The 26,515-nt window shown below is 73.5% G+C and carries 26 protein-coding genes; 19 read left to right on the top strand and 7 right to left on the bottom strand.

All coding sequences use genetic code 11. The features are described from left to right. Positions 1–1,167, bottom strand: coding sequence for a glutathionylspermidine synthase family protein (locus ACTWLT_RS01770; RefSeq protein ID WP_445316864.1), 1,167 nt, complete (start codon positions 1,165–1,167; stop codon positions 1–3). A 1-nt stretch (position 1,168) separates the two neighbouring features. Next, positions 1,169–1,441, bottom strand: coding sequence for a hypothetical protein (locus tag ACTWLT_RS01775; protein ID WP_252419420.1), 273 nt, complete (start codon positions 1,439–1,441; stop codon positions 1,169–1,171). Between the two features lie 117 nt (positions 1,442–1,558). Between ACTWLT_RS01775 and ACTWLT_RS01780 the strand changes: the two genes are divergently transcribed. The 11 genes from ACTWLT_RS01780 (at position 1,559) to ACTWLT_RS01830 (ending at position 11,988) form a co-directional block, all read left to right on the top strand. Next, on the top strand, positions 1,559–2,479 hold the full coding sequence (locus tag ACTWLT_RS01780) for a proline dehydrogenase family protein (protein WP_252419419.1): 921 nt from the start codon (positions 1,559–1,561) through the stop codon (positions 2,477–2,479). A gap of 99 nt (positions 2,480–2,578) precedes the next feature. After that, positions 2,579–3,385, top strand: a complete 807-nt coding sequence (locus ACTWLT_RS01785) for an alpha/beta fold hydrolase (RefSeq protein WP_445316865.1) — start codon at positions 2,579–2,581, stop codon at positions 3,383–3,385. Further along, a complete protein-coding gene (locus tag ACTWLT_RS01790) occupies positions 3,378–3,953 on the top strand; it encodes a TetR/AcrR family transcriptional regulator (RefSeq protein ID WP_445316866.1) in 576 nt (191 codons plus the stop codon). Before ACTWLT_RS01785 ends, ACTWLT_RS01790 begins: the two co-directional genes overlap by 8 nt. Before the next feature lie 82 nt (positions 3,954–4,035). Continuing rightward, positions 4,036–5,325, top strand: a complete 1,290-nt coding sequence (locus tag ACTWLT_RS01795) for a hypothetical protein (RefSeq protein ID WP_445316867.1) — start codon at positions 4,036–4,038, stop codon at positions 5,323–5,325. A gap of 41 nt (positions 5,326–5,366) precedes the next feature. Then, the gene (locus ACTWLT_RS01800; RefSeq protein ID WP_445316868.1) at positions 5,367–6,758 is read left to right on the top strand and encodes an efflux RND transporter periplasmic adaptor subunit; all 1,392 of its coding nucleotides are present in this window, start codon (positions 5,367–5,369) and stop codon (positions 6,756–6,758) included. Beyond that, positions 6,755–7,702 (top strand): ABC transporter ATP-binding protein, encoded by a 948-nt coding sequence (locus tag ACTWLT_RS01805; protein WP_445316869.1) that lies wholly within the window; start codon positions 6,755–6,757, stop codon positions 7,700–7,702. Before ACTWLT_RS01800 ends, ACTWLT_RS01805 begins: the two co-directional genes overlap by 4 nt. Next, positions 7,699–8,883, top strand: coding sequence for an ABC transporter permease (locus ACTWLT_RS01810; RefSeq protein ID WP_252419413.1), 1,185 nt, complete (start codon positions 7,699–7,701; stop codon positions 8,881–8,883). The genes ACTWLT_RS01805 and ACTWLT_RS01810 overlap by 4 nt, the downstream gene beginning before the upstream one ends. 210 nt (positions 8,884–9,093) lie before the next feature. Continuing rightward, on the top strand, positions 9,094–9,303 hold the full coding sequence (locus tag ACTWLT_RS01815; RefSeq protein ID WP_007465625.1) for a helix-turn-helix domain-containing protein: 210 nt from the start codon (positions 9,094–9,096) through the stop codon (positions 9,301–9,303). A gap of 225 nt (positions 9,304–9,528) precedes the next feature. Further along, complete coding sequence (locus ACTWLT_RS01820; RefSeq protein WP_007465623.1) at positions 9,529–9,630, top strand: 30S ribosomal protein bS22; 102 nt, start codon at positions 9,529–9,531, stop codon at positions 9,628–9,630. 122 nt (positions 9,631–9,752) lie between these two features. Further along, entirely contained in the window at positions 9,753–10,826 is a 1,074-nt protein-coding gene (locus tag ACTWLT_RS01825) for an NAD-dependent epimerase/dehydratase family protein (RefSeq protein ID WP_445316870.1), read from the top strand. Between the two features lie 304 nt (positions 10,827–11,130). After that, the gene (locus ACTWLT_RS01830; RefSeq protein WP_445317041.1) at positions 11,131–11,988 is read left to right on the top strand and encodes a lysophospholipid acyltransferase family protein; all 858 of its coding nucleotides are present in this window, start codon (positions 11,131–11,133) and stop codon (positions 11,986–11,988) included. A gap of 9 nt (positions 11,989–11,997) precedes the next feature. Here ACTWLT_RS01830 and ACTWLT_RS01835 read toward each other — a convergent pair whose 3' ends face one another. The 3 genes from ACTWLT_RS01835 to ACTWLT_RS01845 all read right to left on the bottom strand — a co-directional run bounded on the left by ACTWLT_RS01835 (position 11,998) and on the right by ACTWLT_RS01845 (position 15,121). Then, positions 11,998–12,873 (bottom strand): HAD family hydrolase, encoded by an 876-nt coding sequence (locus ACTWLT_RS01835; protein WP_445316871.1) that lies wholly within the window; start codon positions 12,871–12,873, stop codon positions 11,998–12,000. 136 nt (positions 12,874–13,009) lie between these two features. Then, positions 13,010–13,891: a DUF5667 domain-containing protein gene (locus tag ACTWLT_RS01840; protein WP_445316872.1), complete on the bottom strand. Its 882-nt coding sequence runs from the start codon at positions 13,889–13,891 to the stop codon at positions 13,010–13,012. A 279-nt stretch (positions 13,892–14,170) separates the two neighbouring features. After that, positions 14,171–15,121, bottom strand: a complete 951-nt coding sequence (locus ACTWLT_RS01845) for an ECF subfamily RNA polymerase sigma factor, BldN family (RefSeq protein ID WP_252419409.1) — start codon at positions 15,119–15,121, stop codon at positions 14,171–14,173. A gap of 589 nt (positions 15,122–15,710) precedes the next feature. Here ACTWLT_RS01845 and ACTWLT_RS01850 point away from each other — a divergent pair. Genes ACTWLT_RS01850 through ACTWLT_RS01860 form a run of 3 tightly spaced genes read left to right on the top strand, consistent with a single transcriptional unit; the run spans position 15,711 to position 18,257 of the window. Then, positions 15,711–17,330, top strand: a complete 1,620-nt coding sequence (locus ACTWLT_RS01850) for an AMP-binding protein (protein ID WP_445316873.1) — start codon at positions 15,711–15,713, stop codon at positions 17,328–17,330. Further along, the gene (locus ACTWLT_RS01855) at positions 17,320–17,574 is read left to right on the top strand and encodes a glutaredoxin family protein (protein ID WP_252419407.1); all 255 of its coding nucleotides are present in this window, start codon (positions 17,320–17,322) and stop codon (positions 17,572–17,574) included. Before ACTWLT_RS01850 ends, ACTWLT_RS01855 begins: the two co-directional genes overlap by 11 nt. A gap of 20 nt (positions 17,575–17,594) precedes the next feature. Then, a complete protein-coding gene (locus tag ACTWLT_RS01860; RefSeq protein WP_445316874.1) occupies positions 17,595–18,257 on the top strand; it encodes an HAD family hydrolase in 663 nt (220 codons plus the stop codon). Here the strand turns inward: ACTWLT_RS01860 and ACTWLT_RS01865 are convergent. Together ACTWLT_RS01865 and ACTWLT_RS01870 are read right to left on the bottom strand one after the other, a co-directional pair. Next, complete coding sequence (locus ACTWLT_RS01865) at positions 18,238–18,891, bottom strand: response regulator transcription factor (protein WP_252419405.1); 654 nt, start codon at positions 18,889–18,891, stop codon at positions 18,238–18,240. The two genes, ACTWLT_RS01860 and ACTWLT_RS01865, sit on opposite strands and share 20 nt — an antisense overlap. 67 nt (positions 18,892–18,958) lie before the next feature. Next, complete coding sequence (locus ACTWLT_RS01870; RefSeq protein ID WP_445316875.1) at positions 18,959–20,257, bottom strand: sensor histidine kinase; 1,299 nt, start codon at positions 20,255–20,257, stop codon at positions 18,959–18,961. Positions 20,258–20,626: 369 nt separating this feature from the next. Here ACTWLT_RS01870 and ACTWLT_RS01875 point away from each other — a divergent pair, with 369 nt between their 5' ends. Genes ACTWLT_RS01875 through hemB form a run of 5 tightly spaced genes read left to right on the top strand, consistent with a single transcriptional unit; the run spans position 20,627 to position 26,337 of the window. Further along, the gene (locus ACTWLT_RS01875; RefSeq protein ID WP_252419403.1) at positions 20,627–21,397 is read left to right on the top strand and encodes a redox-sensing transcriptional repressor Rex; all 771 of its coding nucleotides are present in this window, start codon (positions 20,627–20,629) and stop codon (positions 21,395–21,397) included. Next, positions 21,394–22,791 (top strand): glutamyl-tRNA reductase, encoded by a 1,398-nt coding sequence (locus ACTWLT_RS01880; protein WP_445316876.1) that lies wholly within the window; start codon positions 21,394–21,396, stop codon positions 22,789–22,791. Before ACTWLT_RS01875 ends, ACTWLT_RS01880 begins: the two co-directional genes overlap by 4 nt. Continuing rightward, a complete protein-coding gene (gene hemC, locus ACTWLT_RS01885; RefSeq protein WP_445316877.1) occupies positions 22,788–23,756 on the top strand; it encodes a hydroxymethylbilane synthase in 969 nt (322 codons plus the stop codon). Before ACTWLT_RS01880 ends, hemC begins: the two co-directional genes overlap by 4 nt. Then, positions 23,753–25,333 carry a bifunctional uroporphyrinogen-III C-methyltransferase/uroporphyrinogen-III synthase gene (locus ACTWLT_RS01890; RefSeq protein WP_252419400.1) on the top strand — a complete coding sequence of 527 codons (1,581 nt, stop codon included), beginning with the start codon at positions 23,753–23,755 and terminating at the stop codon, positions 25,331–25,333. Before hemC ends, ACTWLT_RS01890 begins: the two co-directional genes overlap by 4 nt. A gap of 20 nt (positions 25,334–25,353) precedes the next feature. Further along, entirely contained in the window at positions 25,354–26,337 is a 984-nt protein-coding gene (gene hemB, locus ACTWLT_RS01895; protein WP_445316878.1) for a porphobilinogen synthase, read from the top strand. Positions 26,338–26,515: the final 178 nt, after the last annotated feature.

The following is a 26,515-nucleotide window of genomic DNA, read 5'->3' on the forward strand; positions in this document are numbered from 1 at the left end:
TCAGGGGGCGCGCGGCGCGTCGATGTAGTGCGGCAGGAACCGCGCGTAGCCGTCAGTGATCAGGCTGGCGCTCTCCCGCACCCCCACCCCGGCCGACTCGCCGTCGACGATCCAGCTGCCCAGCACCATCCGATTGCCGTCGAACTGCGGCAACGCCCGGAATTCCTGGTAGCACCAGCCCTCGTCGCCGTAGATCCCCGGGTTGGTGATCTCCTGCTCTCCGGTGACGATGCGTACCGAGCCGCCCTCCCGGCCGAGCAGCGGCTTCGCCACGTACCGCGACATCCCGCGCGGCGAGTCGAGGTACGCCGGGAGCAGGTACTCGTGGCCGGGGTACAGCTCCCACAGGACCGCGAGCAGCGCCTTGTTCGACAGCAGCAGCTTCCAGGCCGGCTCGATCCAGGTGGTCGGAGTCCCCGGGTCCAGCGCGGGCCGCCCGTACGGCTCGGCCAGCATCCACTCCCACGGGTAGAGCTTGAAACAGGTCGTCACCGGGCGGTCGGCGGCGTCGACGAACCGGCGGCCGTCCCAGCCGATCTCCTGGATGGGCAGCAGCTCGACGGTCAGCCCGGCCTGCCGGGCGGTCTCGGCGAGGTAGCCGGCGGTCATGTGGTCCTCGCCCGACTCCTCCTCGCTCGACCAGAGCACGTGCACCCGGGGGTCGTGCAGCCCGGCCCCGACCTTCGCCCAGGCGCCGACCAGCCGCTCGTGCAGGCTGTTCCACTGGTCCAGCTCCGGCCGGGTCTGCTCCAGCCAGTACCACTGGACGATGCTCGCCTCGACCAGCGCGGTGGGGGTGTCCGCGTTGTACTCCAGCATCTTCGGCGGCCAGCTGCCGTCGTAGACGAGGTCGAAGCGCCCGTAGAGGGTGGGCGGGGCCTCCCGCAGCGACCGGGCCACCGCCTCGGCCGCCCACTCCGGAATGCCGAACTCGGCGTACCGGTGGTGGGCCACCACGTGCTCGGCGGCGGCCACCGACATCCGGTGCAGTTCCTCGGTGGCCTCCTCCAGCCGCAGCACCTCGTCGAGGTCGAAGGCGTACGCGGCGGTCTCGTCCCAGTACGACATGATCCCGCCGTCGGGCAGCTCGGTGTCGACGTAGACCAGCCCCTGGGCGCGGATGGTGGCGTCCCAGTCGGGCCGTGGTGTGACCGTCTCGCGGCGCACCTCAGCCCCCGCAGGAGGCGAGGTGGGTGCCGAATCCGCCCCGCTCGGGCAGGGCCGCGGCCGTCGGCTCCGGGGCGGCGCGACCGGCGGCCGGGTCGGTGACCCGCATCGCCAGGGCCACCGTGTCGCCGCCGCCGGCCGGCCCGAGGGCGCAGTCGTCGTCATCGTCGTCGTCCGAGGTCATGTTGCAGCCGGAGAGGGCGAGCGCGAGGGCGGTGAGCGCGCCGAGCTGCACGGAGGCCGACCGGAGCCGGCGGCGGGGGCGTTGGTCCACGGCATCGTTGTAGCCGATGGACGCCACCGCCGCCGCCCCGCCCCTGGAAAAGTGTCGGTGCGGCGGCTCCCGGCTGCCCCTCGGCGGGGGTCCCAGCAGGGGCGATACGCTCGGCTCATGCTCCGTTCCGTCATCCTCGCCGCCTCCCGGTCATCCCAGGTCGAGCGGCTCGTCGCGACCGCCCCGTTCACCCGGGACGTCGTCCGCCGGTTCGTCGCCGGCGCCGCCACCGACGACGCGTTGCGCGCGACCCGCGAACTCGTCGACGACGGTCTGGCGGTCACCCTCGACCACCTCGGTGAGGACACCGTCACCCCCGAGCAGGCCATCGCCACCCGGGACGAATACCTGAAGCTGCTGAAGATGCTCGCCGGAGCGGGGCTCACCCCGGCCGCCGAGGTGAGTGTGAAGCTGTCGGCCCTCGGCCAGATGTTCGACGAGCAGTTGGCGTACGACAACGCGCGGGCGATCTGCGCGGCGGCCGACGCGGCGGGCACCACGGTCACCCTGGACATGGAGGACCACACCACCACCGACTCGACGCTGGAGGTGCTGGGCAGGCTGCGCAAGGACTTCCCGTCGACCGGCGCGGTGCTCCAGGCGTACCTGCGCCGGACCGAGTCGGACTGCCGGGAGCTGGCTCACGCCGGGTCGCGGGTGCGGCTGTGCAAGGGCGCGTACAAGGAGCCGGAGTCGGTGGCGTACCAGTCCACCCGCGAGGTGGACAAGTCCTACGTCCGCTGCATGAACATCCTGATGTCCGGCGACGGCTACCCGATGCTGGCCACCCACGACCCTCGGATGATCGCGATCGGCGAGGACCGGGCCCGCTGGTTCGACCGGGGGCCGGAGCGCTTCGAGTTCCAGATGCTCTACGGCATCCGACCGGAGGAGCAGGCCCGGCTCGCCGGCGAGGGCTACACGGTGCGCACGTACGTGCCCTACGGCGACGAGTGGTACGGCTACCTGATGCGCCGGCTCGCCGAGCGCCCGGCGAACCTGGTCTTCTTCGGCCGAGCCCTGATCTCCAAGAAGTAACCCGCACCAACCGGCCGACGGGCCGGCGGTGACCCACTGCGGTCCCGCCGGCCCGTTCGCGTATCCGGCTTGACGGCGATGGCTAATAGGGTTAGCTTTATGGCTATGACAACTAGCCAGGTGCGACGGGACGGCGGACACATCGCGTACGAGGTGCACGGGGAGGGCCCACTGGTCGTCCTCTCGCACGGCATGGGGGAGAACCGGGCGAGCTTCCGGCACCTCGTGCCGCTGCTGGTCGCGGCCGGTCACCGGGTCGCCTCGGTCGACGTCCGGGGCCACGGACAGTCCAGCGTCGGCTGGCCCACGTACGCCCCGGCGGAGGTCGGGGCCGACCTGCTGGCCGTGGTCCGCGACATCGACGCCGGCCCGGCGGTTCTGGTCGGCAGTTCCTCCAGCGCGGCGGCGGTGGTCTTCGCCGCGGCCGAGGCGCCCGACCTGGTCTCCGGCATCGTGCAGATCGGCGCCTTCGTCAGCCAGCCGAAGCTCAACCCGCTGATGCGGATGGCGCTGGGGGCCGTGGTCCGCAGCCCCCGACTGTTCGGGATGTTCCACAAGACGCTCTTCCCGGTGCACCGGCCCGCCGACGATGCCGCGTACCGCCGGTCGATGGTGGCCAACCTGCGCGAGCCCGGCCGGATGGCCGCGACGCGCGGCGTGGCCGAGCCGGTCGACCCGCACTGGACCACCCGGGCCCGGGAGGTCCGGCAGCCGGTGCTGGTGCTGATGGGTGCCAAGGACCCGGACTTCCCCGACCCGGCGGCGGAGGCGCGGGCGGCCCGCCGGCTCTTCGGCACCGCCGAGGCGCGGATGATCGAGGAGTCCGGGCACTACCCGCACGCCGACCGGCCGCAGCGGACCGCCGAGGAACTGCTCGGCTTCGTGGCGGTGTGCACCGGTGCCTAGGGTCGGTCTCAACCAGCGGGCCGTGGTGGCCGAGGCCGCCCGGCTGGCCGACGAGGTCGGTCTCCAGCAGCTCACCCTGGCCGCGCTCGCCGGCCGGCTCGGCGTCGCGCTACCCAGCCTCTACAAGCACGTCCGGGGCGCGGACGCGCTGATCCAGAAGCTGTCCGCGCTGGCCACCGCCGAGCTGGCCACCGAGCTGACCACCGCCGCCGCCGGCCGGGCCGGCGGTGACGCGCTCCGGGCGATGGCCGACGCCTACCGCGACTACGCCCGCCGGCACCCCGGCCGCTACCCGGCCACCCAGCGGGTGCCCGATCCCGCCGACCCCGAGCACGTCGTGGCGGGCGAGCGGGCGGTCGGCGCCATCTACGCGGTGCTGCGCGGATACGGGCTCACCGGCGACGACGCGGTGGACGCCACCCGGGCGTTGCGCAGTGCCCTGCACGGGTTCGTCTCGCTGGAGGCCACCGGCGGCTTCGGCCTGCCCCGCGAGGTGGACCGCTCGTACCACCAGTTGGTCGCCGGCCTGGACGTCTCGTTCCGCTCCTGGCCGGTCAACGCTCCGTGACCAGGTCGTCCGGTCCCCGCAACGGTTCGACCCGGCCGGGTCGGCCTCGCCCGATCGACCGAATGGTCGTACCCTTCGGCGGGTGATTGACGGGGTGCAGCAGCCGGCACCGCGGCGGCTCTGGCCGCTGTGGACGGTGCTCGTGGTGGTCGTCCTGCTGCTCGGCTGCGGCCTGCCGGCGCTGCTCGTGGTCGGCGTGGTCCGCGAATCCGGCAGCCGTCCCACAGTCAGCCGGATCGACGCCGCGGCGAGCGACGACCCGGCCACCGCCGTCGCGCGAGGGCTGGCCGACCGGATGACCGCCCAGCTCCAGCGGCAGTCCACGGCACTCCTCGGTGGCGACCGGGCGGGCTTCCTCGCCGTCGCCGACCCGGCCGCGCACACCGACCTGCGTCGGCGCTTCGCCGCGCTGCGCGCGCTGAAGCTGACCGTCTGGCGGGCCGAGCCGAGCGGCCTGCCCGCGCCGGTCGTCGGCAAGCCGGGGGAGTGGCGGCTGCTGGTGCGCTTCCAGTACTGCTTCGTGACGCCGGACTGCCGGCCCAGCCCGGTGCTGATCGGCACCCGCTGGCGGGAGAACGGCGACCAGCCACGGCTGGTCGCCCTGGAAGAGTCCCGATCGGCGGAGACCGGCACCCGCCCGTGGGAGATCAGCGACCTCGCCGTGGCGATCGGCCCGCGGACCATCGTGGCCACCACCCCGGCGCTGCGCGGCAAGCTGCCCGGCCTGCTCGCACAGGCCGAGGCGGCGGCGAAGGTGGCCGACGGGTACGTGGTGGCCGGGTCCCCACCGGACCGGTACCGGATCTTCTACGCCGGCCGAGCCGAATGGCAGCGCTGGTACGGCGGCGGCAGACCACAGTGGACCGGCGGCTACGCGGTGACCGTCGGTGGCGGCCACCACGAGGTGGTGCTCAACGCCGAAGGGCTCGCCAGCAGCAGCGCCGACGACCTGCTCCGGCACGAGCTGACCCACGCCGCCTCGCTGCCCGAGCGTGGCTACCCGGGCAGGACGACCTGGTGGCTGGTGGAAGGGCTGGCCGAGCTCGCGGGCGCCGGCGGGCAGCCGGTCGACCGGTACGAAGGGCTCGCCGAGGTGCGGAAGCTGGTCCGGGGCGGTTGGGACGGCCGGCTGGAGGGCGTCACGCCCGCCGACGACGCGCCCGCCGAGCGGGTCGGCGGCAGCTACGGCGTCGGCTACCTCGCCGTCCGGCACCTCGTCGACCGGTACGGGCCGCAGCGGCTGCTCACCTTCTTCGAGGCCGTGGTGCACGAGCGCAAGGCCCTCGACGCCGCCGCCGAGGAGGCGTTCGGCGAGCGGTGGTCGACGTTGCACGACGAGTGCGTGGCGTACGTCCGCGCCGCCGCCGGCTGAGGGCACCTGGTCGCCTACCGGGTGAGCCGTACGATCGATGGGTGCGCCGCCCCACGTCGCCGCGTCCCGTCAGCGCCACGCGGCCCCGCCTGCTCGTCGCCCTGACCGCCGTCGCCGTCCTCACCGCCACCACCGCCGCCTCGTGCGGGGACGAGCAGCCGCCCGTCACGCTCGCCTCGGCCGCGCGCAGTCCCGTCGCCGAGGTGATCGACGCGCCGGCGACGGTGACCGCCCGGGCCGCCGCCACCCTGACCGCTCCCGCCGACGGCACGGTGTCCGACCTGCGCGTCCAACCCGGACAGCGGGTGAAGCGCGGGCAGGTCCTCGCCACGGTCGACTCACCCTCCGCCCAGCAGCGGCTTCGCCAGGCGAGGGAGGCGCTCACCGCCGCGAAACGAGCCGGTCGGGGTGCCTCCACCGGTGACCTGACCGGCAGCCGGCGCGGCACCGACAAGGCCGCCGACGAGGCGTTCGACGCCGCCCGGAAGGCCGCCGAGAAGATCGCCGACCCGCAGGTGCGTGACGCGCTGCTGACGCAGGTGACCTCCGCCCAACGGCAGTACGCGGCCGCCGCGCGCAGCGCCGACCAGGCCGTCCGCGCGGTGCAGCGGGGGATCAGCGGGCTGAACTCCGCCGTCGGCGCGCTGTCCGCGGCACAACGGCTCCAGGCCCAGCAGGCGTACGACCTGGCGAAGGCGACCGTCGACGCGCTGACCCTGCGGGCCCCGATCGCCGGGGTGGTGCAGCCGGGCGGCACCCGCGCCAGCGGTGGATCGACCGGTGACCTGGCCGGGCTGCTGGAGCAGGCCGGTGGCGCCCAGGCGGCGGGAATCGACCCGTCGGTGCTGGCACCCGGTCAGGGCGGGCCGCCCGCCGGGGTGGACGACGCGGTCGTCGTCGGTGGCCAGGTCACCGCCGGCACGCCCGTGCTCACCGTGGTGGACACCGGTCAGCTGGGGCTGCTCGCCGAGGTGGACGAGACCGACGTGCTGCTGGTCCGGACCGGCGTGACCGCCACGGTCGAGCTGGACGCCGTGCCCGGCGCCACCTATGACGCCACGGTCCGCTCGGTCGACGTGCTCCCGACGAACTCGGCGCAGGGTGGGGTGACCTACCGGGTACGCCTGACGCTGGAAGCGGGCAGGCTCGCCGAGAACGAGCTCGCCCCGGTGCCGCGCCCGGGAATGAACGCGATCGTGCACCTGCGGGTACGCGAGGCCGCCGACGCGGTGACCGTCCCCGCCTCGGCGGTGTTCTCGGCCGACGGTCGGGACGCGGTCTGGGTGGTCCGCGACGGGAAGGCGGACCGGGCGCCGGTGACCGTGGGTGTGCAGGGGTCGGATCTGGTGCAGATCCTCGACGGCGTGCAGGCGGGCGACCGGATCGTGGTGCGTGGCACCGACCAGGTGCGTGACGGCCAGGAGGTGCGGTGACCCGACCCGCCGCGCTGGACGGCGAGGGCGTCCCCGCCATCGAGGCGGTGGACGTGTCCCGCACATACCAGTTGGACGGCGTGTCCGTCGAGGCGCTGCGTGGGGTGTCGCTGGTGGTGCAGCCGGGTGACTACGTGGCGCTGGTCGGGCCGTCCGGCTCGGGCAAGTCCACCCTCATGCATCTGCTGGGCGGGCTCGACCGGCCCAGCGGCGGCCGGCTGGTGATCGGCGGGCGGGACGTGGGTGCCCTCTCCCCGCCGGAGATGGCCACCCTGCGCAACGAGACGATCGGCTTCGTCTTCCAGGCGTTCCACCTGCTGCCGAGGACCTCCGCGGTGGAGAACGTGGCGTTGCCGCTGGTCTACCGGGGCGTACCGGCCCGGCAGCGCCGGGAGCGGGCGGCGGCGATGCTCGGCCGGGTGGGTCTCGGGCACCGGCTGGACCACCGGCCCAACCAGATGTCCGGTGGTGAACAGCAGCGGGTGGCCATCGCCCGCGCCCTGGTCACCGAGCCGACGGTGCTGCTGGCCGACGAACCCACCGGCAACCTCGACAGCGTCACCGGGGCGGCCGTGCTGGAGCTGCTGGAGCAGCTGAACGTCGAGTCCGGGGTGGCGCTGGTGATGGTCACCCACGACCAGGAGGTGGCCGCTCGGGCCCGTCGCCGGATCACCATGCGCGACGGCGTGGTGGTGGCGGACAGCGCCGGCGACGGCTCTACGGACCTCCATGATCTACCGCCGTTCGTTGATCACGGTCGACCTGCGACACTGGTCGCCGCTCCCAGCGCGGAGCCTCGGTCCGTGTCCGGAAGCGGCCCGGGGCACCCGTCCGGTGGCTCCGGTGGCGCCGCTGGAGCCACCGGGCGCCTTCCGCGCCCGCCGGCCACCGGCAGCGGCACCGACCACGCCGGCAGGGCGACCGGTGGCGGGAGCGGGTCGTGAGGGTCGCCGAGGCGTGGCGGGTGGCGCTGGACGCGTTACGGGCCAACCGGTTGCGCAGTGCGCTGACCATGCTCGGGGTGATCATCGGGGTGGCCTCGGTGGTGCTGCTCGTGGCCATCGGCACCGGCACCAAGCAGAAGGTGGAGCAGCAGGTCGAGGGGCTCGGCTCCAACCTGCTGCTGGTCGTCCCCGGCAGGATCGAGGTGGGCAACGCGCCGGTGGTCTCGCCGCTGACCCTCAAGGACGCGGACGCCGTCTCCCGGGTGGTCGGCGATCCCGAGCGGGTGGCGGTCACCGTCGCCTCCGGGGCGACCGCACGGGCCGGCGCCCGCTCCGACTTCACCACCGTGCAGGGCGTACTGGAGACCACGCCGGCGGTGTTCACCCGGTCGCTGGCCCGAGGCCGTTACCTCACCGGCACCGACGTGGACACCAGCCGGCGGGTGGCCGTGCTCGGCGACTCGGTGGCCCGCGCGCTCTTCCCCGACCGTGACCCGCTCGGGCAGCAGGTGACGCTGGCCGGCGTGCGGTTCCGGGTGATCGGTGTCTTCGCGCCGCTCGGCCAGAGCCTCGGCGTCGACCGGGACGACGAGGTGCACGTGCCGGTGACCGCAGCGCAGCGGCTCTGGGGCACCCAGCGGGTCGACGGCATCGCGGTGAAGGCGCCGGACCGGGAACGGATCGACGAGCTGGGCGAGCGGATCGTCGCCGAGTTGAGCCGCCGGCACCCGGACACCGAGTTCAGCGCGGTCACCCAGCAGCAGATCCTCGGCGTGCTCGGTGACATCCTCGGCGTACTCACCGGAGTGCTGGCCGCCATCGCCGGCATCTCGCTGCTCGTCGGCGGGGTCGGCGTCTCCAACATCATGCTGGTCAGCGTCCGGGAGCGGACCCGGGAGATCGGCCTGCGCAAGGCCGTCGGCGCGCGCCCCCGCGACATCGGGGTGCAGTTCCTGCTGGAGGCGGTGCTGCTCACCACGATCGGCGGCCTGACCGGGATGGCGCTCGGCGTGGGAACCGCGCTGCTGGTGGACGCGCTGTCACCGATTCCGGCGGCGATCACGTGGTGGTCGCTGGCGCTCGCCTTCGGCGTGTCGGCGGTGGTGGGCATCGTCTTCGGGGTGGTCCCCGCGCAGCGCGCCGGCCGGCTCGACCCGGTGGTCGCCCTGCGCGCCGAGTGAGCCCCGACCGCAAACGGACGGCCGGCGCAGGCGGGGAGATACCGGGAGCACGGATCGGGTGAACCAGCGGCCGAAACATGATCAGTTGTACGAAGGGATCGCGCCGGTCACAGCCGCCCCGCTACCGTACTGGTAACACGCGCGTCGCCGGCCCGGCCCGGAGCATCCGTCGGGTTGGCACGCGCCGGGCATGGGATGGGTCGGTGAGCCATGGCCGGGTCGCAGTCCGACGGACGGCTGTCGGAGGTCAAGTTCCTGACCGTCGCCGAGGTGGCGACGGTCATGCGGGTGTCGAAGATGACGGTCTATCGCCTGGTGCACAGCGGTGAGCTCACCGCTGTCCGGGTCGGCCGGTCATTCCGGGTGCCCGAGCACGCCGTGCACGAATATCTGCGGGGCGCTTTTCAGGAAACCGCCTGAGCCACCGCCCCGTCCGCCGAGCGTGACGTAACGGGCATCGGTAGGGCACCGGCGGGGCCGCGTTGGTCCGGCTGACCCTCTGCGGCTACCCTGGAGCCCGACCGAGACCCCACCGGTGCGCCCCGCCGCCCAGACTGGTCCGGTCCGTTGTCCGCATGCGGTCGCCGTCGCCACCTGCGTGGTGTCATCCGGTCCGCCCCGCACGTTGTATCGAAAGGCTGTCGTATGGGCTCGGTGGTCAAGAAGCGCCGCAAGCGCATGGCTAAGAAGAAGCACCGCAAGCTGCTGCGCAAGACCCGCGTCCAGCGTCGCCGTCTCGGCAAGTGACCTCCGCCGGGCCAGCGGCCCGGCATCCGGCGTCACTTGCCAAACTGTCGATCCCCGGAGGCTCAGGTGATCAGGCCGTGGTCGTCCCGGCTCGATCCCTCCTGCCGGGGTAGGTGCCTCAGATGACCCCCGGCAGCACCTCTGGTGCTCCGGGGGTTGTCGTCATCACCGGGGTCGGCCGCTACCTGGGCGCCCACGTGGCTGCCCGACTGGCCGCCGACCCGCGTATCGAGCGGGTCATCGGGGTCGACGCTCCGGAGCCCGGCGCCGAGTTCACCGACCTCCTCGACCGGGTCGAACGGATCCGCGTCGACTCCGGCTCGCTCGGCGGGCTGCTCGCCGATCTGGACGTCGACGCGGTGGTGCACCTCGCGCTGGTCAGCGCTCCCGACCCGCAGCACGGCGGCCGCTCGGCGATGAAGGACCAGAACGTCATCGGCACCATGCAGCTGCTCGCCGCCTGCCAGCGCGCCCCCCGGCTGCGCAAGCTGGTGGTCCGCTCGTCGACCGCCGCGTACGGGGTGTCGTTCCGGGACCCGGCGGTGTTCACCGAGGAGACCGAGCCGCGCGAGGTGCCACGCGGCGGCTTCGGCCGCGACATCCTCGACGTCGAGGGGTACGTCCGCGGCTTCCGGCGCCGTCGGTCCGACGTCACCGCGACGGTGCTGCGCTTCGCCCCGTTCATCGGCTCCACCGCCGACACGACGTTGACCCGCTACTTCTCGCAGCCGCTGGTGCCCACCGTCTTCGGCCGTGATCCCCGGTTGCAGTTCCTGCACATCGACGACGCGTTGGAGGTGCTGCACCGGTCGATCGTGGAGGACCACCCGGGCACCTACAACGTCGCCGGCCCGGGGGTGCTGTCGCTGTCCCAGGCGATCCGGCGGGCCGGTCGGGTGGCCGTGCCGGTGCTGGAGCCGGGCCTCTCCGGTGCCGCCGCGCTGGCCCGCAGCATGGGCTTCGGTCGCTACGGCCTGGACCAGGTCGACCTGTTCGTGCACGGCCGGGTGGTCGACACGACCCGGCTGGAGCAGGAGTACGGCTTCACACCCCGCTCCACCGCTGCGGCCTTCGACGACTTCATCCGCGCCCACCACGGCGGTGTGGTGGTCACCCGGGGCCAGTTGGCCGCCGCCGAACAGCTCGTCCTGGACGGCATCCGGCAGGTCCGCGCCGCCGTGCGGGAGCGGTCGTGAGCGCGAGGAGTGAGCCGGTCCTGCGAGCCCCGCAGTCGGGAACCGAGGTGGCGTCGTGACCGGGTCGGGGGAGGGACGCGACCCGGCGGGTATCGGCCGGTTCGACGTACCACCGGGGCCGACCGCACCGGACGCGGAGCCGGCGCGGCGCAACGGACACCGACCGGCGGCCGGGGCCGCGCCGGTCCCGCCGCAGGCCGACGAGGTCGACACCGCGTCCACCGACGAGCCCGACAGGCCGGCCGCCGACCAGCCCGACGCCGCGTCCCGCGCCGGGAGCGGGCCGGGTGGCACCGCACCGGCTGTGCCGGACCGGCCGGGGGACCACTGGGACCGCAGGGTCGCGAACGGCCTGGCGTTCCTGCGTCGGCGACTCTCCGGCGACTACGAGGTCGACGAGTTCGGCTTCGACCCGGAGCTGACCGACGCGGTCTTCCACCCGCTGCTGCGGCTGCTCTACCGGGACTGGTTCCGCACCGAGGTCAGCGGCGTGGAGCACGTGCCCCTGGACGGGCCCGCCCTCGTGGTCGGCAACCACTCGGGCACCGTGGCGCTGGACGCGTTGATCCTCTCGGCGGCGTTGCACGACAAGCACCCCGCCCACCGCTACCTGCGCCTGCTCGGCGCCGATCTGGTCTTCCGGATGCCGGTGGTGTCGGAGATCGCCCGCAAGACCGGCGGCACGGTGGCCTGCAACCCCGACGCCGAGCGGCTGCTCGGCGGCGGCGACCTGGTCGGGGTGTTCCCCGAGGGCTTCAAGGGCATCGGCAAGCTCTACTCCGACCGGTACAAGCTGCAACGCTTCGGCCGGGGCGGGTTCGTCTCGGCGGCGCTGCGCACGGGCACTCCGATCGTGCCGGTCGCCATCGTCGGCGGCGAGGAGATCTACCCGATGCTCGCCGACATCAAGCCGCTCGCGAGGCTGCTCAAGCTGCCGTACTTCCCGGTCACGCCGACCTTCCCGTGGCTCGGGCCGCTGGGCATGGTGCCGCTGCCCAGCAAGTGGCTGATCCAGTTCTGCCCGCCGATCCCCACCGCGCACCTCACCGACTCGGCGGACGACCCGCTGGTGGTCTTCAACCTCGCCGACCAGGTGCGGGAGACCATCCAGCAGACCCTGCACACGCTGCTGGAGCGACGCCCCGACCCGTTCGGCCCCTGAGCCGGCGGGTCAGCCGGGGCGACGGCGGCGTTGCAGCGCCAGGCCGGCCGTCACCGCGCCGGCCACCAGGCCGGCCGCTGCCGTCGACGGTACGGCGATCTTGACCGCGCGGCGGCCGGTGCGGAAGTCCCGCACCTCCCAGCCGTGCTGCCGGGCCTGTCGCAGCAGGGTGCCGTCGGGGTTGACCGCCACCGCCCGGCCCACGGCGGAGAGCAACGGCAGGTCGTTGGCCGAGTCGCTGTAGGCCGCGCACCGGGTCAGGTCCAGCCCCTCCACGGCGGCGAGCTGGGTGACCGCCTCGGCCTTCGCGGGCCCGTGCATCAGGTCACCCACCAGCCGTCCGGTGTACGCCCCGTCCAGCACCTCGGCCACCGTGCCGATCGCACCGGTCAGGCCGAGTCGAGCGGCGATCACCCGGCCGATCTCCACCGGGGCGGCGCTGACCAGCCAGACCCGCTGACCGGCGTCCAGGTGACGCTGGGCGAGCTGGTGGGTGCCGGCCCAGATCCGGGGAGCCATCAGCTCGTCGAAGATCTCCTCCGAGAGGCGCTCCACGTCGTCCACCCGCCAGCCCTCGACGAAGGCCAACGCGGCCTCCTTGGCCTGGGACATGTCACCGGCGTGCTCCCGTGCGAGCAGCCGGAACCGGAGCTGCTGCCAGGCGAACCGTGCGAGGTCGGTGGTGGTGAAGTAGTTCCGGGAGGCGAGCCCGCGGGCGAACCAGTAGATCGACGCGCCCTGCATCATCGTGTTGTCCACGTCGAAGAAGGCCGCGGCGGCCGGGTCCGGCACGGGTGCGGTCGCCGGCGCCAGGTCGGTCTCCGCCCAGCCGGCGGTGTGACCGTGCGCGTCGGTGCTGACCGTCACCTTGCGGCTGCGCGCCACGCGACTCCCCTCCCTCGCCGGATGCCTTCAGCGAGGGTAGCCGGCATGCGTGGTCGATCGGCCGGGCACAGAGCGAACTGTGCCACGGCCGACTGACCTGCGGTATGTGGAAAAGGCCGGGCTGGGTGCCGGTCGGTCAGCGGGCGCCGGGGCAGGTGGCCGGGACGGGGCCGAGGGCGTCACTGCCCGTCGGCGCCGGCAGGCCGCACGCGATCGCCGCGCGCAGCGCGTCCGAGCGCTCCCGGATGCTGTCCAGCAGCACCAGCGACCGCCCGGTCCGCTCCCGGTCGGCCCGGGTTGCCCCGTCGACCAGGTTGCCCACCGCCCGGCGCTGGCCGGTGACGAAGGTGTTGAGCGTGTCCAGGCTCGTCGGCTCTGCCCGCTGTACCGCCGCGGCGGTGAGCAGGCGGACACCCTGCCGGGTGTCGGCGTCCATGTCGTCGAGGACCGCGCTGTAGCCGATCCGGTCACCGCGTAGCTTGGCGGCCTCGCCGAGCCTGGTCCGGGCGAAGTCCAGGAAGAGCTGACCGCGGCTGATGTCCGAGCTGGCCAGGGCGAGCTGGGCGCGTTCGGTCGAGCGCTTCATGCCGTACAGGGCGTCGCCGGGGACCGCGTTCTCGCTGGCGGCGGAGATGCCGGAGACGGCGATGGCTCCGGCGGCGACGCCGATCAGGATCGCACCCCGGGCGCGGGCCCGTCGGGCGGTGACCGCCGGCAGGAGCGAGCCACGGGTGCTGGCCGGACGCGTGGCGGCCGGTTCGACGGCCGCCGGGGTGCCCAGCCCTTCCCGCTCGGCGGTGGCGAGCAGCATCGCCCGCAGGCCGGTGCGGAAGTCGGGGTTCACCTCGACAGCCGGGGGATCGACGCTGAGTCGTTGACCCACTGCGACGAGCGGCGCGAGCTGGCCGTCGACCCGGGACCGGACATGGTGCCGCCGGCCGCCGTTGGCCTCGTCGAGAAGCTGCGCGAAGCGCTCGGCGCGCCGGCGGGAGAAGAGGATGTTGTCCACCGCAGGCACCTCCTCTCGCTGGTCACGGCCGGTCGGCCGCCGTCGTTGCCAGCGACCGGGCGGCAGTGTGACACCACGGAGGTGAGGCCCCGTCCGGCATGCCGGTCGGACCTCGGTGACCCGGGCCTGCCGGGGCAACCACCGGTCGCACCCGGAGAAACGCGGCGGACCGTGCACGGGTTACGGGCCTGGCGGGGCGGAAATCACAGAAAGTGATCGTTGTCACCGGCGGGACCGACCTGGACTGCTCGGACGTCCATCGACGTCCATCGGTCCCGCCGAAAGAAACTACGGCTGGAAACCGTCGGGCAGGAGTCGGGCCAGCGCGCGGACCGCCCGGTACTGGAGGGCCTTGATGGCGCCCTCGTTCTTGCCCATCGCACGGGCCGTCTCGGCGACCGAGAAGCCCTGGAGGAACCGGAGCACGATGCACTCCTGCTGCTCCGGGTTGAGCTGCTTCACGGCGGTGAGCAGCGCGACGTTGGTGATGTGCTCGACCACCGCCGCCTCCGGGCTGCCCTCGGGGCCCCGGTCCTCCCGGTCGGCGTCGAGGACGTCGCCGGTGGTGACCTCCAGCCGGTACCGGCCGGACTTGAAGTGGTCCGCGACGAGGTTGCGGGCGATGGTCACCAGCCAGGCGCCGAGGTCACGGCCCTGCCAGGTGAAGCTGCCGATGCGCTTGAGCGCCCGCAGGAAGGTGTCGGAGGTGAGGTCCTCGGCGAGTTGGCGGTTGCCCACCCGGAAGTAGACGAACCGGAAGACGGTGTCCACGTACCGGTCGTAGATCAGGCCGAACGCCTCGGACTCGCCGGCCTGCGCCCGCTCGACGAGCGTCCAGACCTCGGTGGCCGGGTCGGACGGGTCCGGTCGACTCGGGAAGCCGGTCGGGGTCGTGGTGGACGGCACCGCCGGGATCACCGCCGTCTCGCCCGCCGACGGGTCCGTGGTCGCCGCCGGTGTGTCGTCAACCCGACGGCCCTGGACCGGCATGGTCGGACGGGCCGGGACGGCGACCCGGCCGCCGGCCGGTTTCGCGTTCCCACCGGGCACCGCCGGTCGTGGTGGTGGCTCGTTGTGGTGCGGCCGGTTGCGGATCCGCTGGGCCGCGCCGTCGCCCCGTACGGCGGTGCCGTGTGGTTCGTCCAGCGGAGCGCGGGCGGCCGGCCGCTCGTTGACCTGGGCGCGTGGCGTCGGACCGGTCAGGCCGACCGGGCGTTCCGCGTAACCGAAGGTGGTCACCGCGACGCCCCCGTTTCGTCGGTCGCCGGACGGGCCGGTCTGCGGGTCGTTGGTGCGGACCGACCGGGATTCCGGTCGGGCAGGACGGTTCCGGGGTGTGCCGACGGGCGGCAGTTCCCCTTGAGGTGCTGGTCCAATGCGCTCACAGGCACGGGGGCCTCCTCGGGCTGAGGGGTGTCGACTCACGGCAAATGGGGTGAGCCGACCCGAGTGATGATAGGGCCAACGTCACCCGCGCGTGGCAAGTCCGTTACACAGGGCGGAAGTATTTCCCCGTCTGTCGCACCGTCGGCGGACCGGTTGTCCGTCGTGTGCGATTGACTTTGGATCGGCTCGGTGATCCAGGATGGATCCCCTGGTTGGGGGCGCGATGCCCGTTCGGCGGACCCGACCCGACGGGTGGGCGGTGGGTGCCCGGCCGAAACCGCCGGCGGACGGGGTCATCCGTCCCATCCGTGGGACCTGATCGGATCGTCGGCGGCACAGTGGTCGGTCCCGCAGACGGGACTGGGGAGGCGCCGTTGTGCGGCCCCTGCCCCGACCGTCGGGCGTGGCCTGTCGCCCCCCCGCTGTGCCAGACTCGACCACCGTGCAGGACGCAGCGGAAAACCCCGCGCCGAACCTCGCCGACCGGGTCCACCGGGCGGCTCTCGACCACGGTGACCGGGCCGCGCTGCACTGGCGCGACCAGACTCTCAGTTGGTCCGAACTGGACGCCGCGGTCGACGCCGCCGCCCGCGGCCTGGCCGCTGCCGCGCCACCCACCGACCCCGGCGGTACGCCGCCCCGCGTCGCACTCGCCCTGCCCAACAGCCCCGACTTCGTGGTCGGCTGGCTCGGTGCCCTGCGCGCCGGGCTGATCGCGGTGCCGGTCAACCCCGGCTTCACCGCGCCGGAGCTGCGGCACGTGCTGGCCGACTCCGGTGCGTCGGTGCTGATCGGCACCGACCGGGTCCGGGAGCTGGTCGCCGAGGTGGCCGCCGAACTGCCCGCGCTCACCGCCGTGCACGACACGCCGCCGGGACCGGCCGCCGACGCACCCGCTGCGGCACTCGCGCACCGGGGCGGTGACGACCTGGCAGTACTGCTCTACACCTCCGGCACCGAGGGCCGGCCCAAGGGCGCGATGCTCTCGCACCGCGCGCTGCTGGCCAATCACGAACAGGTCGACCGGATCGAGCCGCCGGTGGTCGGTCCCGAGGACACCGTGCTGCTGGCCCTGCCCCTGTTCCACGCGTACGGGCTCAACTCCGGGCTCGGCGCGGTCGTCAACCACGGCGCGACCGGCGTGCTGCTCGACGAGCTGGGGCCGACGGCGGGGCTGGACGAGATCGCCCGGCACCGGGTCAGCGTGCTGGTCGGCGTACCGTCGATGTTCCTGGCCTGGGCCGGTGCCGACGGGGTCCGCGCGGCGACGGCGTCGGTGCGGGTGGCGGTCTGCGGAGCGGCGCCGCTGGAGCCCGCGGTCGCGGCGCGCTTCACCGGGGCGAGCGGTCACCCGGTGCACGTCGGGTACGGCCTCACCGAGACCGCGCCGGTGCTCACCTCCACCCTGGTCGCCCGGGTGGCCAAGCCCGGTTCGATCGGCCGGCCGCTGCCCGGTGTGCGGCTGCGCCTGGTCGGCGCGGACGGGGCGGACCTGTGGCGCGACGGCCTGGCCGTCCCCGACGACGACCCGGATGAGCTGGACATCTCCGACGTGGCGCCCGGCACCGACCCGGGGCAGATCGTGGTGTGCGGCCCCAACCTCTTCTCCGGCTACTGGCCCGACGGGCGGGACGGCCCCGACGGCGACGGCTGGTGGGGCACCGGCGACATCGCGTACGCCGACGAGGACGGTGACCTCTTCCTGGTCGACCGGCTCGGCGAGCTGATCCTGGTCAACGGTTTCAACGTCTATCCGCACGAGGTGGAGCTGGTGCTCGCCGGGCATCCCGGGGTGGCCGAGTCGGCGGTACTGGGTGTGCCGCACCCGCGGACCGGCGAGACTGTGCGGGCGTACGTGGTGCCGACGCCGGGGCGACCGGTGACCGGCGAGGACCTGCTCGCCCACTGCGCACGGAACCTGGCCCGGTTCAAGTGCCCGGCCGCGGTCGAGTTCGTCGACGCCCTGCCGCACTCGGCGATCGGCAAGGTACGCAAGACCCAGCTCCGGTCGGCGACGCCGGCCGACGCCGACACCCGCACGGAGGTAACCGATGTCCACTGACGCCCGGCTCGCCCTGATCACCCGGCCCGGGTGCCACCTGTGCGACGACGCCAAGGCGGCGCTCGACCGGGTGGTGGCGGTCACCGGGGACAAGTGGGTCGAGTGGGACGTGACCGGCGACGACGAGCTGGAGCGGGAGTACGGGGACCGGCTGCCGGTGGTGATGCTCGACGGCAAGGAGCACGGCTACTGGCGTGTCGAGGAGGACCGGCTGCTGCGGGACCTGACCACGCCGCAGCTCTAGGCGGTGCCTATGGTGCTCTGATGACCCCTGCGCACCCCCACCTGGTGTGGGACTGGAACGGCACTCTGCTCAACGACCTCAGTCTGGTGGTGGCCGCCACCAACGTCGTGTTCGCGAGCCTGGGCGGGCCGACGGTCACTCTCGACGAGCACCGGGTGCGGTTCCGCCGGCCGATCGCCGAGTACTACGCCGAGGTGCTCGGCCAGGCCGTGGACGACGACGAGTTCGGCCGGCTGGACCGGATCTTCCACGACGCGTACCGCAGCGGGTTGACGACCTGCGAGCTGGCCGCCGACGCGCGGACCGCGATGGCCGCCTGGACGGGCAGCCAGAGCCTGCTCTCCATGTGGTTCCACGAGGAGTTGGTGCCCACCGTGCACACCTACGGGCTGACCGGCCACTTCACCCGGGTGGACGGGCTGCGGGCCACCGTGGGCGGCGACCGAAAGGCCGAGTCGCTCCAACGGCACCTCGCCGAGCTGGGCGTCGACGGCGACTCGGTGGTGCTGATCGGCGACTCCATCGACGACGCGGACGCCGCGCTCGCGGTGGGTGGCCGTGCGGTGCTCTACACCGGCGGGTTCACCGACCCGGCCCGGCTGCGCGCCTCCGGTCACCCGGTGGCCGACACCCTCACCGACGCGGTCGCCCTGGCCCGGGAGGTCAGTTCCGCAGGTAGGTGAGGACGGCCAGCACCCGCCGGTGCTGCTCGGTGTCCGGTGGCAGCGTGAGCTTCGTGAAGATGTTGCGCACGTGCTTCTCCACGGCGCCGTCGCTGACCACCAGGGCGCGGGCGATGGCGATGTTCGACCGCCCCTCGGCCATCAGGGCGAGGACCTCGCGCTCGCGCGGGGTCAGCTCGCGCAGCGGGTCGTCCCGGCGGCGCCGGGCGAAGAGCTGGCCCACCACCTCCGGGTCGAGCACCGTGCCGCCGGCCGCCACCCGGCGCAGCGCGTCGAGGAACTCGTCGATCGCGGCGACCCGGTCCTTCAGCAGGTAACCGATCCCGCCGCCGGCGCCACCGGTGGTGGCCAGCAGGTCGTCGGCGTACGAGACCTCGACGTACTGGGACAGCACCAGGATCGGCGTACGCGGCACCAGCCGACGGGCCTCCACCGCCGCCCGCAGCCCCTCGTCGGTGTGCGACGGCGGCATCCGGACGTCGACGATCGACACGTCGGGCCGGTGCTCGACGACCGCCTCCACCAGCGCGTCGCCGTCACCGACGGCGGCCACCACGTGGTGCCCGCTCTCGGTCAGCAGCCGCACCAGCCCCTCCCGGAGCAGGACGGCGTCGTCGGCGATCACAATGCGCATGGCTGTGTTGTCTACCACGTCCGGCCTGCCTCGCGGGCTCGGTGCGGCGCCCAGCGGGCCTGCCGGCTCACAGGGGAAGGTCCGCGCGGATCTCGGTGGGCCCACCGACCGGGCTGACCACGGCGAGCTCGCCACCGGCGGCCCGGACCCGGTCGGCGATGCCGACCAGGCCGTGGCCCTTGGCCAGGTGCGCGCCGCCGTGCCCGTCGTCGCCCACCGACACCCGGAGCTGGCTGCCGTGCCGGGAGACGGCCACCACGGCTTCGGTGGCGCGGCTGTGTTTGGCGACGTTGGTCAGCGCCTCGGCCACCATGAAGTACGCGGTGTTCTCCACGGCCGGGTCGAGTCGCCCGCCGGGCGTGCCGAGCTGCGGGTCGACCTGTAGCTCGATCGGGATCAGCCCTCGGCCGGCGAGCGCGGCCAGCGCGCTGGGCAGCCCCCGGTCGACCAGGATCGGCGGGGCGATGCCCCGGGACAGCGCCCGCAGCTCGGCCAGCGTGTCACGGGTCTGGGTGACCGCCTCGTCGATGGTCCGCCCCGCCGCCTCCGGGTCGGAGGCGAGTTGCAGCCGGGCCCGGCTGAGGTCCATGGCCAGCCGGACCAGGCGCTGCTGGGGGCCGTCGTGGATGTCGCGCTCCAGCCGGCGCAGCGCGGACGCCTCGGCGGAGACGGCCGCCCTCTTCTGCTCCTCCAGCACGGTGATCCGGTCCCGCATCTCGGCGACCCCGGTCAGCATGGCGCGGGCGAAGCTGGCCTGGAGCAGCGCGCAGCCCCGGACCACGATCGGCAGGGTGATCAGGAAGAACACGCCGACCGCGGTGGTCAGCCCGATCCGGGCGGTGGTCGAGTCGCCCAGGCCGAGCAGTTGGGCGAGGTCGCCGTCGCCCTGGCCGTGCGGCAGCGTCCAGTCGTACGCCCAGTAGAGCGAGCCCGCGACCGCGGCGGCCCACCAGACCATCGCCACCACGAACGTGAGTACCGCCACGATCAGTCGCAGGATGCCGTGTGCCAGATCGAGCCAGGACTGGGCGTCCCGCATCGGCACGAAGATCCGCCGCCAGGCGTTCGCCCCGGCCTCCGCCATCCGGTAGTGCGGCCGGATCCGGGGCTGCCGGAGTACGGCGGGCAGCCGCAGCCGCTCGATGTCGGCCAGCCCTCGGGCGGCGTACAGGGTGCCGCTGAGGATGGGCAGGCCGATCACCGTGACCACCAGCCCCACGCCTACCGCGAGACCCACGACGAGGACGACGAAGCTGGCCACGGCCAGGGGAAGGCCGAGCAGCACGTACCCGGAGTCGACGAAGAGCTGGCGGGGGATGCTCGGTACCAGCGTCTGCTGGTCGCTGGTGGCGGCAACGGCGGTCATGTCCAGAAGGCTAGGCACCGCCACTGCCACCTCCCATCCCGAAGCCCTGTCTTTCTCCCGTAGTGCTGTCCCTACCCCTGCTCAGGGGCTCGGGAGGGCCGGCGCGGGATTGGTCAGAGAAGTCGGGATTGAGCAATAATCGCGCCGACGGTGCAGGTGGTGGCACGGTTGGATCGATCTTGTGGAATGGAGGTGCTGGTGGGGTCGCGTCACGCAGCGGCAAGATCGCGATTTGTGCACGTCTTCACAAGCGCCTACTCTCTAGTTCCGACGCGCCCTGCTAGCACAGCCGGCAATCTCGGTCGCCAGCGGGAGTCCATAAGCGGCCCACCAGCGGAGTTGGCCGAGGATCGCACCGCACGGAGTCTCATGAGTCAGCATCGTCACCCAGGCGCGTCCGGCCGCGCCGGTGCCGTACCGGCGCTCCCGGACCTGCCCGAGGCGACCGTCGCTCGTCTTCCGGAGTACCTGCGCGCGCTGCACAACCTCGCCGACGCCGGGCACGAGACGGTCTCCAGCGAGGGCCTCTCCGCCGCCGCCGGGGTCAACTCCGCCAAGCTCCGCAAGGACCTCTCGCACCTCGGCTCGTACGGCACCCGGGGCGTCGGCTACGACGTCGCGTTGCTGATCGAGCAGATCGAGTATGTGCTCGGGCTCACCCAGCACCGGGCGGTCGCCCTGGTCGGGGTGGGTAATCTCGGTCACGCTCTGGCCGGCTACGACGGGTTCGCCGGCCGGGGCTTCCGGATCGCCGCACTGCTCGACGCCGATCCCTCCCGGGTGGGCGAAGAGATCAACGGCCTGGTTGTACGCCATGTCGACGAGCTTCCGGCGATCGCCGCGGCCGAGTCCATCTCGATCGGCGTGATCGCCACCCCGGCCGCCGCGGCCCAGCGGGTCGCCGACCAGCTGGTCGCGGTCGGCGTGACGAGCATCCTCAACTTCGCGCCGTGCGTACTCTCGGTTCCGGAGGGGGTCGACGTGCGCAAGGTCGACCTCGCCATCGAGCTGCAGATTCTGTCCTTCCATGAGCACCGCAAGGCGTCGCTGACCGCGCTGCCCGCCACCGGCGGCTCCGCCCTCACCGCCCTGCCCGGCGGGCTCGCGGCCACCGACACCCAGGAGGCGATCGGCACGTGAAACTGCTTGTCGTCGGCGCGTCCTACCGGACCGCCCCGGTCGCCACGCTGGAGCAGCTGGCCGTGCCCCCCGCCGACCTCACCCGCACCCTGGACCGCCTGGTCGCGCAGCCGTACGTGACCGAGGCCGTGCTCGTCTCCACCTGTAACCGGGTGGAGGTCTACGCCGCCGTGTCCGGTTTCCACGGCGGGCTCGGCGACATCTGCGCCGTCCTGGCCGAGCAGGCCGGTTGCGCGCCGGCGGCGCTCGCCAGCCACCTCTACGTGCACTACGACGCCGCCGCCGTGGACCACGTCTTCCGGGTCGCCAGCGGGCTGGACTCGATGGTGGTCGGCGAGGCGCAGATCCTCGGCCAGCTGCGGGACGCGTACCACTGGGCCACCGGCGCCGACTCGGCCGGCCGTCTGCTGCACGAGCTGATGCAGCAGGCACTGCGGGTCGGCAAGCGGGCGCACGCCGAGACCGGCATCGACCGGGCCGGCCAGAGCGTCGTCACGGCCGCGCTGGAGCTGGCCGCGGGGCACCTCGACGGTGACCTCGTCGGCCGCCCGGCCCTGGTGGTCGGGGCCGGCGCGATGGGCTCGCTCGGGGTGGCCACGTTGTCCCGGCTGGGCGCGGGGCCGCTCACCGTCAGCAACCGGGGCGCCGACCGGGCCGTCCGGCTGGCCGAGTCGTACGGGGCGAACGCCGCGCCGATGAGCGAGCTGGCCGACACGCTCTCCACAGTGGACATCGTAGTGGCCGCCACCGCGTCCACCGAACCGGTCCTCACCCGAGCGGTGGTCGGCGCCGCGCTCGCCGGGCGCGACCGGGCCCGTGGCCCCCTGGTCCTGCTCGACCTGGCCGTCCCGCGCGACGTCGAGGAGGGCGTCGCCGAGCTGCCCGGCGTCGAGGTGATCGACATCGACCGCATGGCGACGCTGCTCGCCGACGGTCCGGCCGCCGCGGACGCCGCCGCCGTCGAGCGGATCGTGCTCGGCGAGGTGGAGAGCTTCCTCACCTGGCTGCGCGGCGCCGACGTGGCACCCACCGTGGCCGCACTGCGCGGCCGGGCCGACGACGTGGTCACCGCCGAGCTGCGCCGGCTCGCCCAGCGTCGCCCCGACCTGGGCGACGACCTGCGCGCCGAGGTGGCCCGCACCGTGCACCGGGTGGTGCAGCGGCTGCTGCACCAGCCCACCGTCAAGGTTCGCCAACTGGCCGCGGAGCCCGGCGGCGACCAGTACGCCGCCCTGCTGCGCGAGCTGTTCGACCTCCAGGTGCCGCAGACCTCGCCGGTGGACACCGTCCCCGAGGTGGTGGCCCCCGACCTGGGCGCCGCGTTCACCGGCGTCGAGCAGACGCTCGGCGCCGACACCACCGACCCGAACCCGCCCACCGGAGGTGCGCGATGACCGCCCCACTGCGCCTCGGCACCCGGGGCAGCACCCTGGCGATGGCCCAGTCCACCCAGGTCGCCGAGGCGTTGACCGCCGCGACCGGCCGCCAGGTGGAGTTGGTCGAGGTGGTCACCGCCGGCGACCGCTCCAGCGCGCCGGTGCACCGGCTCGGCGTCGGGGTGTTCGTCTCCGCGCTGCGTGACGCGCTGGCCGCCCGGACCATCGACTTCGCCGTGCACTCCTACAAGGATCTGCCCACCGCGTCCGCCGTCGGGCTGCAGATCGCGGCGGTGCCGGCCCGGCAGGACCCGCGCGACGCGCTGATCGCCCGGGACGGCCGGACGCTCGCCGAGCTGCCGCCGGGTGCCACCGTGGGCACCGGCGCGCTGCGCCGCATCGCCCAGTTGCACGCACTGGGCCTGCAGCTGGAGGTCACCCCGATCCGCGGCAACGTGGACACCCGCCTGGGGCGGGTGCTCGGCCCCGATGCCGACCTCGACGCCGTCGTACTGGCCCGGGCCGGGTTGGCCCGGATCGGTCGGGCCGACGTGATCACCGAGACGCTGGACCCGATGCTGATGCTGCCCGCGCCCGCTCAGGGCGCGTTGGCCGTGGAGTGCCGGGTCGACGACCAGGACCTGGTCGAGCTGCTCGCGGTGCTCGACCACGCACCGTCGCACGCCGCTGTCACCGCGGAGCGCGCGTTGCTGGCGACCCTGGAGGCCGGGTGCAGCGCACCCGTCGCCGCCTATGCGGAACTCGCCGAAGGTGACGACGGCGATGAGATCTACCTGCGCGGGGCGGTGATCAGCCCGGACGGCACTCGTGACCTCCGACTGTCCCGCACCGGAACGCCCGCCGACGCGGCGGAGATCGGTAAGGCACTCGCCGCCGAACTCCTCGACCTCGGCGCCGACTCGATCCTCGGCCACGAAGGACACACCGGCTCGGGGACCCAGCAATTTGGGAGCACAGAATGACCCGCACCCGTAAGCCCGTCGGCCGTATCGCGTTCGTCGGGGCTGGCCCCGGCGACCCCGGCCTGCTGACCCGTCGGGCGCACGACGCCCTGGTCGACGCCGACCAGGTGATCTACGACCGGGGAGTCCCGGAGTCGTTGCTCGCCGTCGTCCGCGCCGAGGCCAGGGACGACGCCGAGTTCACCCCGGCCGAAGGCGCGCCGGGGGACGTGGCGAAGGTGCTGATCTCCGCGGCCCGATCCGGGTTGAACGCGGTGCACCTGGTCGCCGGCGACCCGTTCGGCCACGACTCGGTGGTCAAGGAGGTGCAGGCGGTGGCCCGTACCGCCGCCCACTTCGAGGTGGTCCCCGGCGTCGGCCAGGCCGAGGGTGTCGCCACGTACGCGGGTGTCCCGCTGCCGGGTGTGCGTACCGCCGCCGACGTCGAGGACGTCAGCGTGCTGGACTTCGAGGCGCTGGCCGCTGCGGTCGGCCGGGGCTCGCTCGCGCTCGCGGTCGACGCCGGTGACCTCGCCGCCGTCCGGGACGGCCTGCTGGCCGCTGGGATCGACGGCACCACCGGTGTCGGGGTGACCGGCGACGGCACCGGCGAGACCCAGTACACGACCACGTCGACCGTGGACAGCTTCGTGGCCGCCGCGCTCGGCTTCACCGGCCGGGTGGTGCTCACCGTCGGCGCCGGGGTGGGCCAGCGCGACAAGCTGAGCTGGTGGGAGAACCGCCCGCTGTACGGCTGGAAGGTGCTGGTCCCGCGCACCAAGGAGCAGGCCGGCGCGATGAGCGCCCGGCTGCGCGCGTACGGCGCGATCCCGTGCGAGGTGCCGACCATCGCGGTCGAGCCGCCGCGCACCCCGGCGCAGATGGAGCGGGCCGTCAAGGGCCTGGTCGACGGCCGGTACGCCTGGGTGATCTTCACCTCGGTGAACGCCGTCCGCGCGGTCTGGGAGAAGTTCGCCGAGCACGGGCTGGACGCCCGGCACTTCGGCGGCGTCAAGATCGCCTGCATCGGTGAGGCGACGGCCGACGCGGTCCGCGCGTTCGGCATCCAGCCGGAGCTGATCCCCGCCGGGGAGCAGTCCTCCGAGGGCCTGCTCGCCGAGTTCTCGCCGCACGACGAGATCCTCGACCCGGTGGGCCGGGTGCTGCTGCCGCGCGCCGACATCGCCACCGAGACGCTCGCCGCCGGGCTCACCGAGCGCGGCTGGGAGGTCGACGACGTGACCGCGTACCGGACGGTGCGGGCCGCGCCGCCGCCGGCCGAGATCCGCGACGCGATCAAGTCGGGCGGGTTCGACGCGGTGCTCTTCACGTCATCTTCCACTGTGCGGAACCTCGTCGGCATCGCCGGGAAGCCGCACGCCCGGACCGTTGTTGCCGTGATTGGGCCCAAGACGGCGGAGACCGCGACGGAGTTCGGCCTGCGGGTCGACGTCCAGCCACCGCACGCCTCGGTGCCCGACCTGGTGGAGGCGCTCGCCGCCTACGCCGTCGAGCTGCGCGAGAAGCTCGCCGCCATGCCGGCGAAGCAACGCCGCGGGTCGAAGGTGCAGGGGCCGACCGCCCTCCGCTTCCGGTAGTCGTCCGAGGAGGACTCGCCATGCCGTACCCCGAGATCCGGCCCCGCCGGCTGCGCCGCACCCCGGCGGTGCGCCGGCTGGTGTCCGAGACCAGGGTCGACCCGGCCGAGCTGGTCGTGCCGATGTTCATCCGTGAAGGGCTGACCGAGCCCCGGGCCATCGCGTCGCTCCCGGGGGTGCTCCAGCACTCCCGGGACTCGCTGCGCAAGGCGGCGGTCGAGGCTGTCCAGGCCGGCGTCGGCGGGATCATGCTCTTCGGCGTGCCGGAGCAGCGGGACCCGACCGGGTCCGGCGGCATCGACCCGGACGGCATCCTGAACGTCGCCATCCGCGACGTGGTGGCCGAGGTGGGCGACGCCACGGTGGTGATGAGCGACCTGTGCCTGGACGAGTTCACCTCGCACGGGCACTGCGGTCTGCTCACCCCCGGCGGCGAGGTGGACAACGACGCGACGCTGGAGGCGTACGCCGAGATGGCGGTGGCCCAGGCCGCCGCCGGGGTCCACGTGGTCGGGCCGTCCGGGATGATGGACGGCCAGGTCGGCGTGGTCCGCCGGGCGCTCGACGCCGCCGGGCACCAGGACGTGGCCGTGCTCGCGTACGCCGTGAAGTACGCCTCGGCCTTCTTCGGCCCGTTCCGGGACGCGGTGGAGTCGGCGCTGGAGGGCGACCGGCGTGCCTACCAGCAGGACCCGGCCAACCTGCGCGAGTCGCTGCGCGAGGTGGAGCTGGACGTCGCCGAGGGCGCCGACATGGTGATGGTCAAGCCGGCGCTGCCCTACCTCGACGTGGTGTCGGCGGTGCGGGCCGCGGTGGACGTCCCCGTCGCCGCCTACCAGGTCTCCGGCGAGTACGCGATGGTCGAGGCGGCCGCCGCGAACGGCTGGATCGACCGGGAGCGGGTGATGCTGGAGACGCTCACCTCGATCAAGCGGGCGGGCGCGCAGATCATCCTCACCTACTGGGCGGTCGAGGCCGCCGGACTGCTGCGCCAGCGCTACTGAGCGGCCCGGCCCGTAAGGGCTGGGCTTCACGGTCGGATTCGCCAGTGGCGGTTGGCCGTGTGCGGCCGGCCTAACCCCGGCAGGCCCGGTACCCCGTCGCGCCCCCTTTGCTCTGCTTCAACAGGCGCAACAGTCAGACCCGAAAAGTGTTGCGCTGGTTGAAGCAGAGCAAAGGACG

The organism is Micromonospora yongxingensis (assembly GCF_052601155.1).

Bases quoted from the DNA above. Each gene is read 5' to 3' on its own strand.
- ACTWLT_RS01780 (WP_252419419.1), top strand. From the start codon at position 1,559: ATGCTCCGTTCCGTCATCCTCGCCGCCTCCCGGTCATCCCAGGTCGAG.
- ACTWLT_RS01785 (WP_445316865.1), top strand. From the start codon at position 2,579: ATGGCTATGACAACTAGCCAGGTGCGACGGGACGGCGGACACATCGCG.
- ACTWLT_RS01815 (WP_007465625.1), top strand. From the start codon at position 9,094: ATGGCCGGGTCGCAGTCCGACGGACGGCTGTCGGAGGTCAAGTTCCTG.
- ACTWLT_RS01820 (WP_007465623.1), top strand. From the start codon at position 9,529: ATGGGCTCGGTGGTCAAGAAGCGCCGCAAGCGCATGGCTAAGAAGAAG.
- ACTWLT_RS01825 (WP_445316870.1), top strand. From the start codon at position 9,753: ATGACCCCCGGCAGCACCTCTGGTGCTCCGGGGGTTGTCGTCATCACC.
- ACTWLT_RS01855 (WP_252419407.1), top strand. From the start codon at position 17,320: ATGTCCACTGACGCCCGGCTCGCCCTGATCACCCGGCCCGGGTGCCAC.
- ACTWLT_RS01860 (WP_445316874.1), top strand. From the start codon at position 17,595: ATGACCCCTGCGCACCCCCACCTGGTGTGGGACTGGAACGGCACTCTG.
- ACTWLT_RS01865 (WP_252419405.1), bottom strand. From the start codon at position 18,891: ATGCGCATTGTGATCGCCGACGACGCCGTCCTGCTCCGGGAGGGGCTG.
- ACTWLT_RS01870 (WP_445316875.1), bottom strand. From the start codon at position 20,257: ATGACCGCCGTTGCCGCCACCAGCGACCAGCAGACGCTGGTACCGAGC.
- ACTWLT_RS01875 (WP_252419403.1), top strand. From the start codon at position 20,627: ATGAGTCAGCATCGTCACCCAGGCGCGTCCGGCCGCGCCGGTGCCGTA.
- hemC (WP_445316877.1), top strand. From the start codon at position 22,788: ATGACCGCCCCACTGCGCCTCGGCACCCGGGGCAGCACCCTGGCGATG.
- ACTWLT_RS01890 (WP_252419400.1), top strand. From the start codon at position 23,753: ATGACCCGCACCCGTAAGCCCGTCGGCCGTATCGCGTTCGTCGGGGCT.
- hemB (WP_445316878.1), top strand. From the start codon at position 25,354: ATGCCGTACCCCGAGATCCGGCCCCGCCGGCTGCGCCGCACCCCGGCG.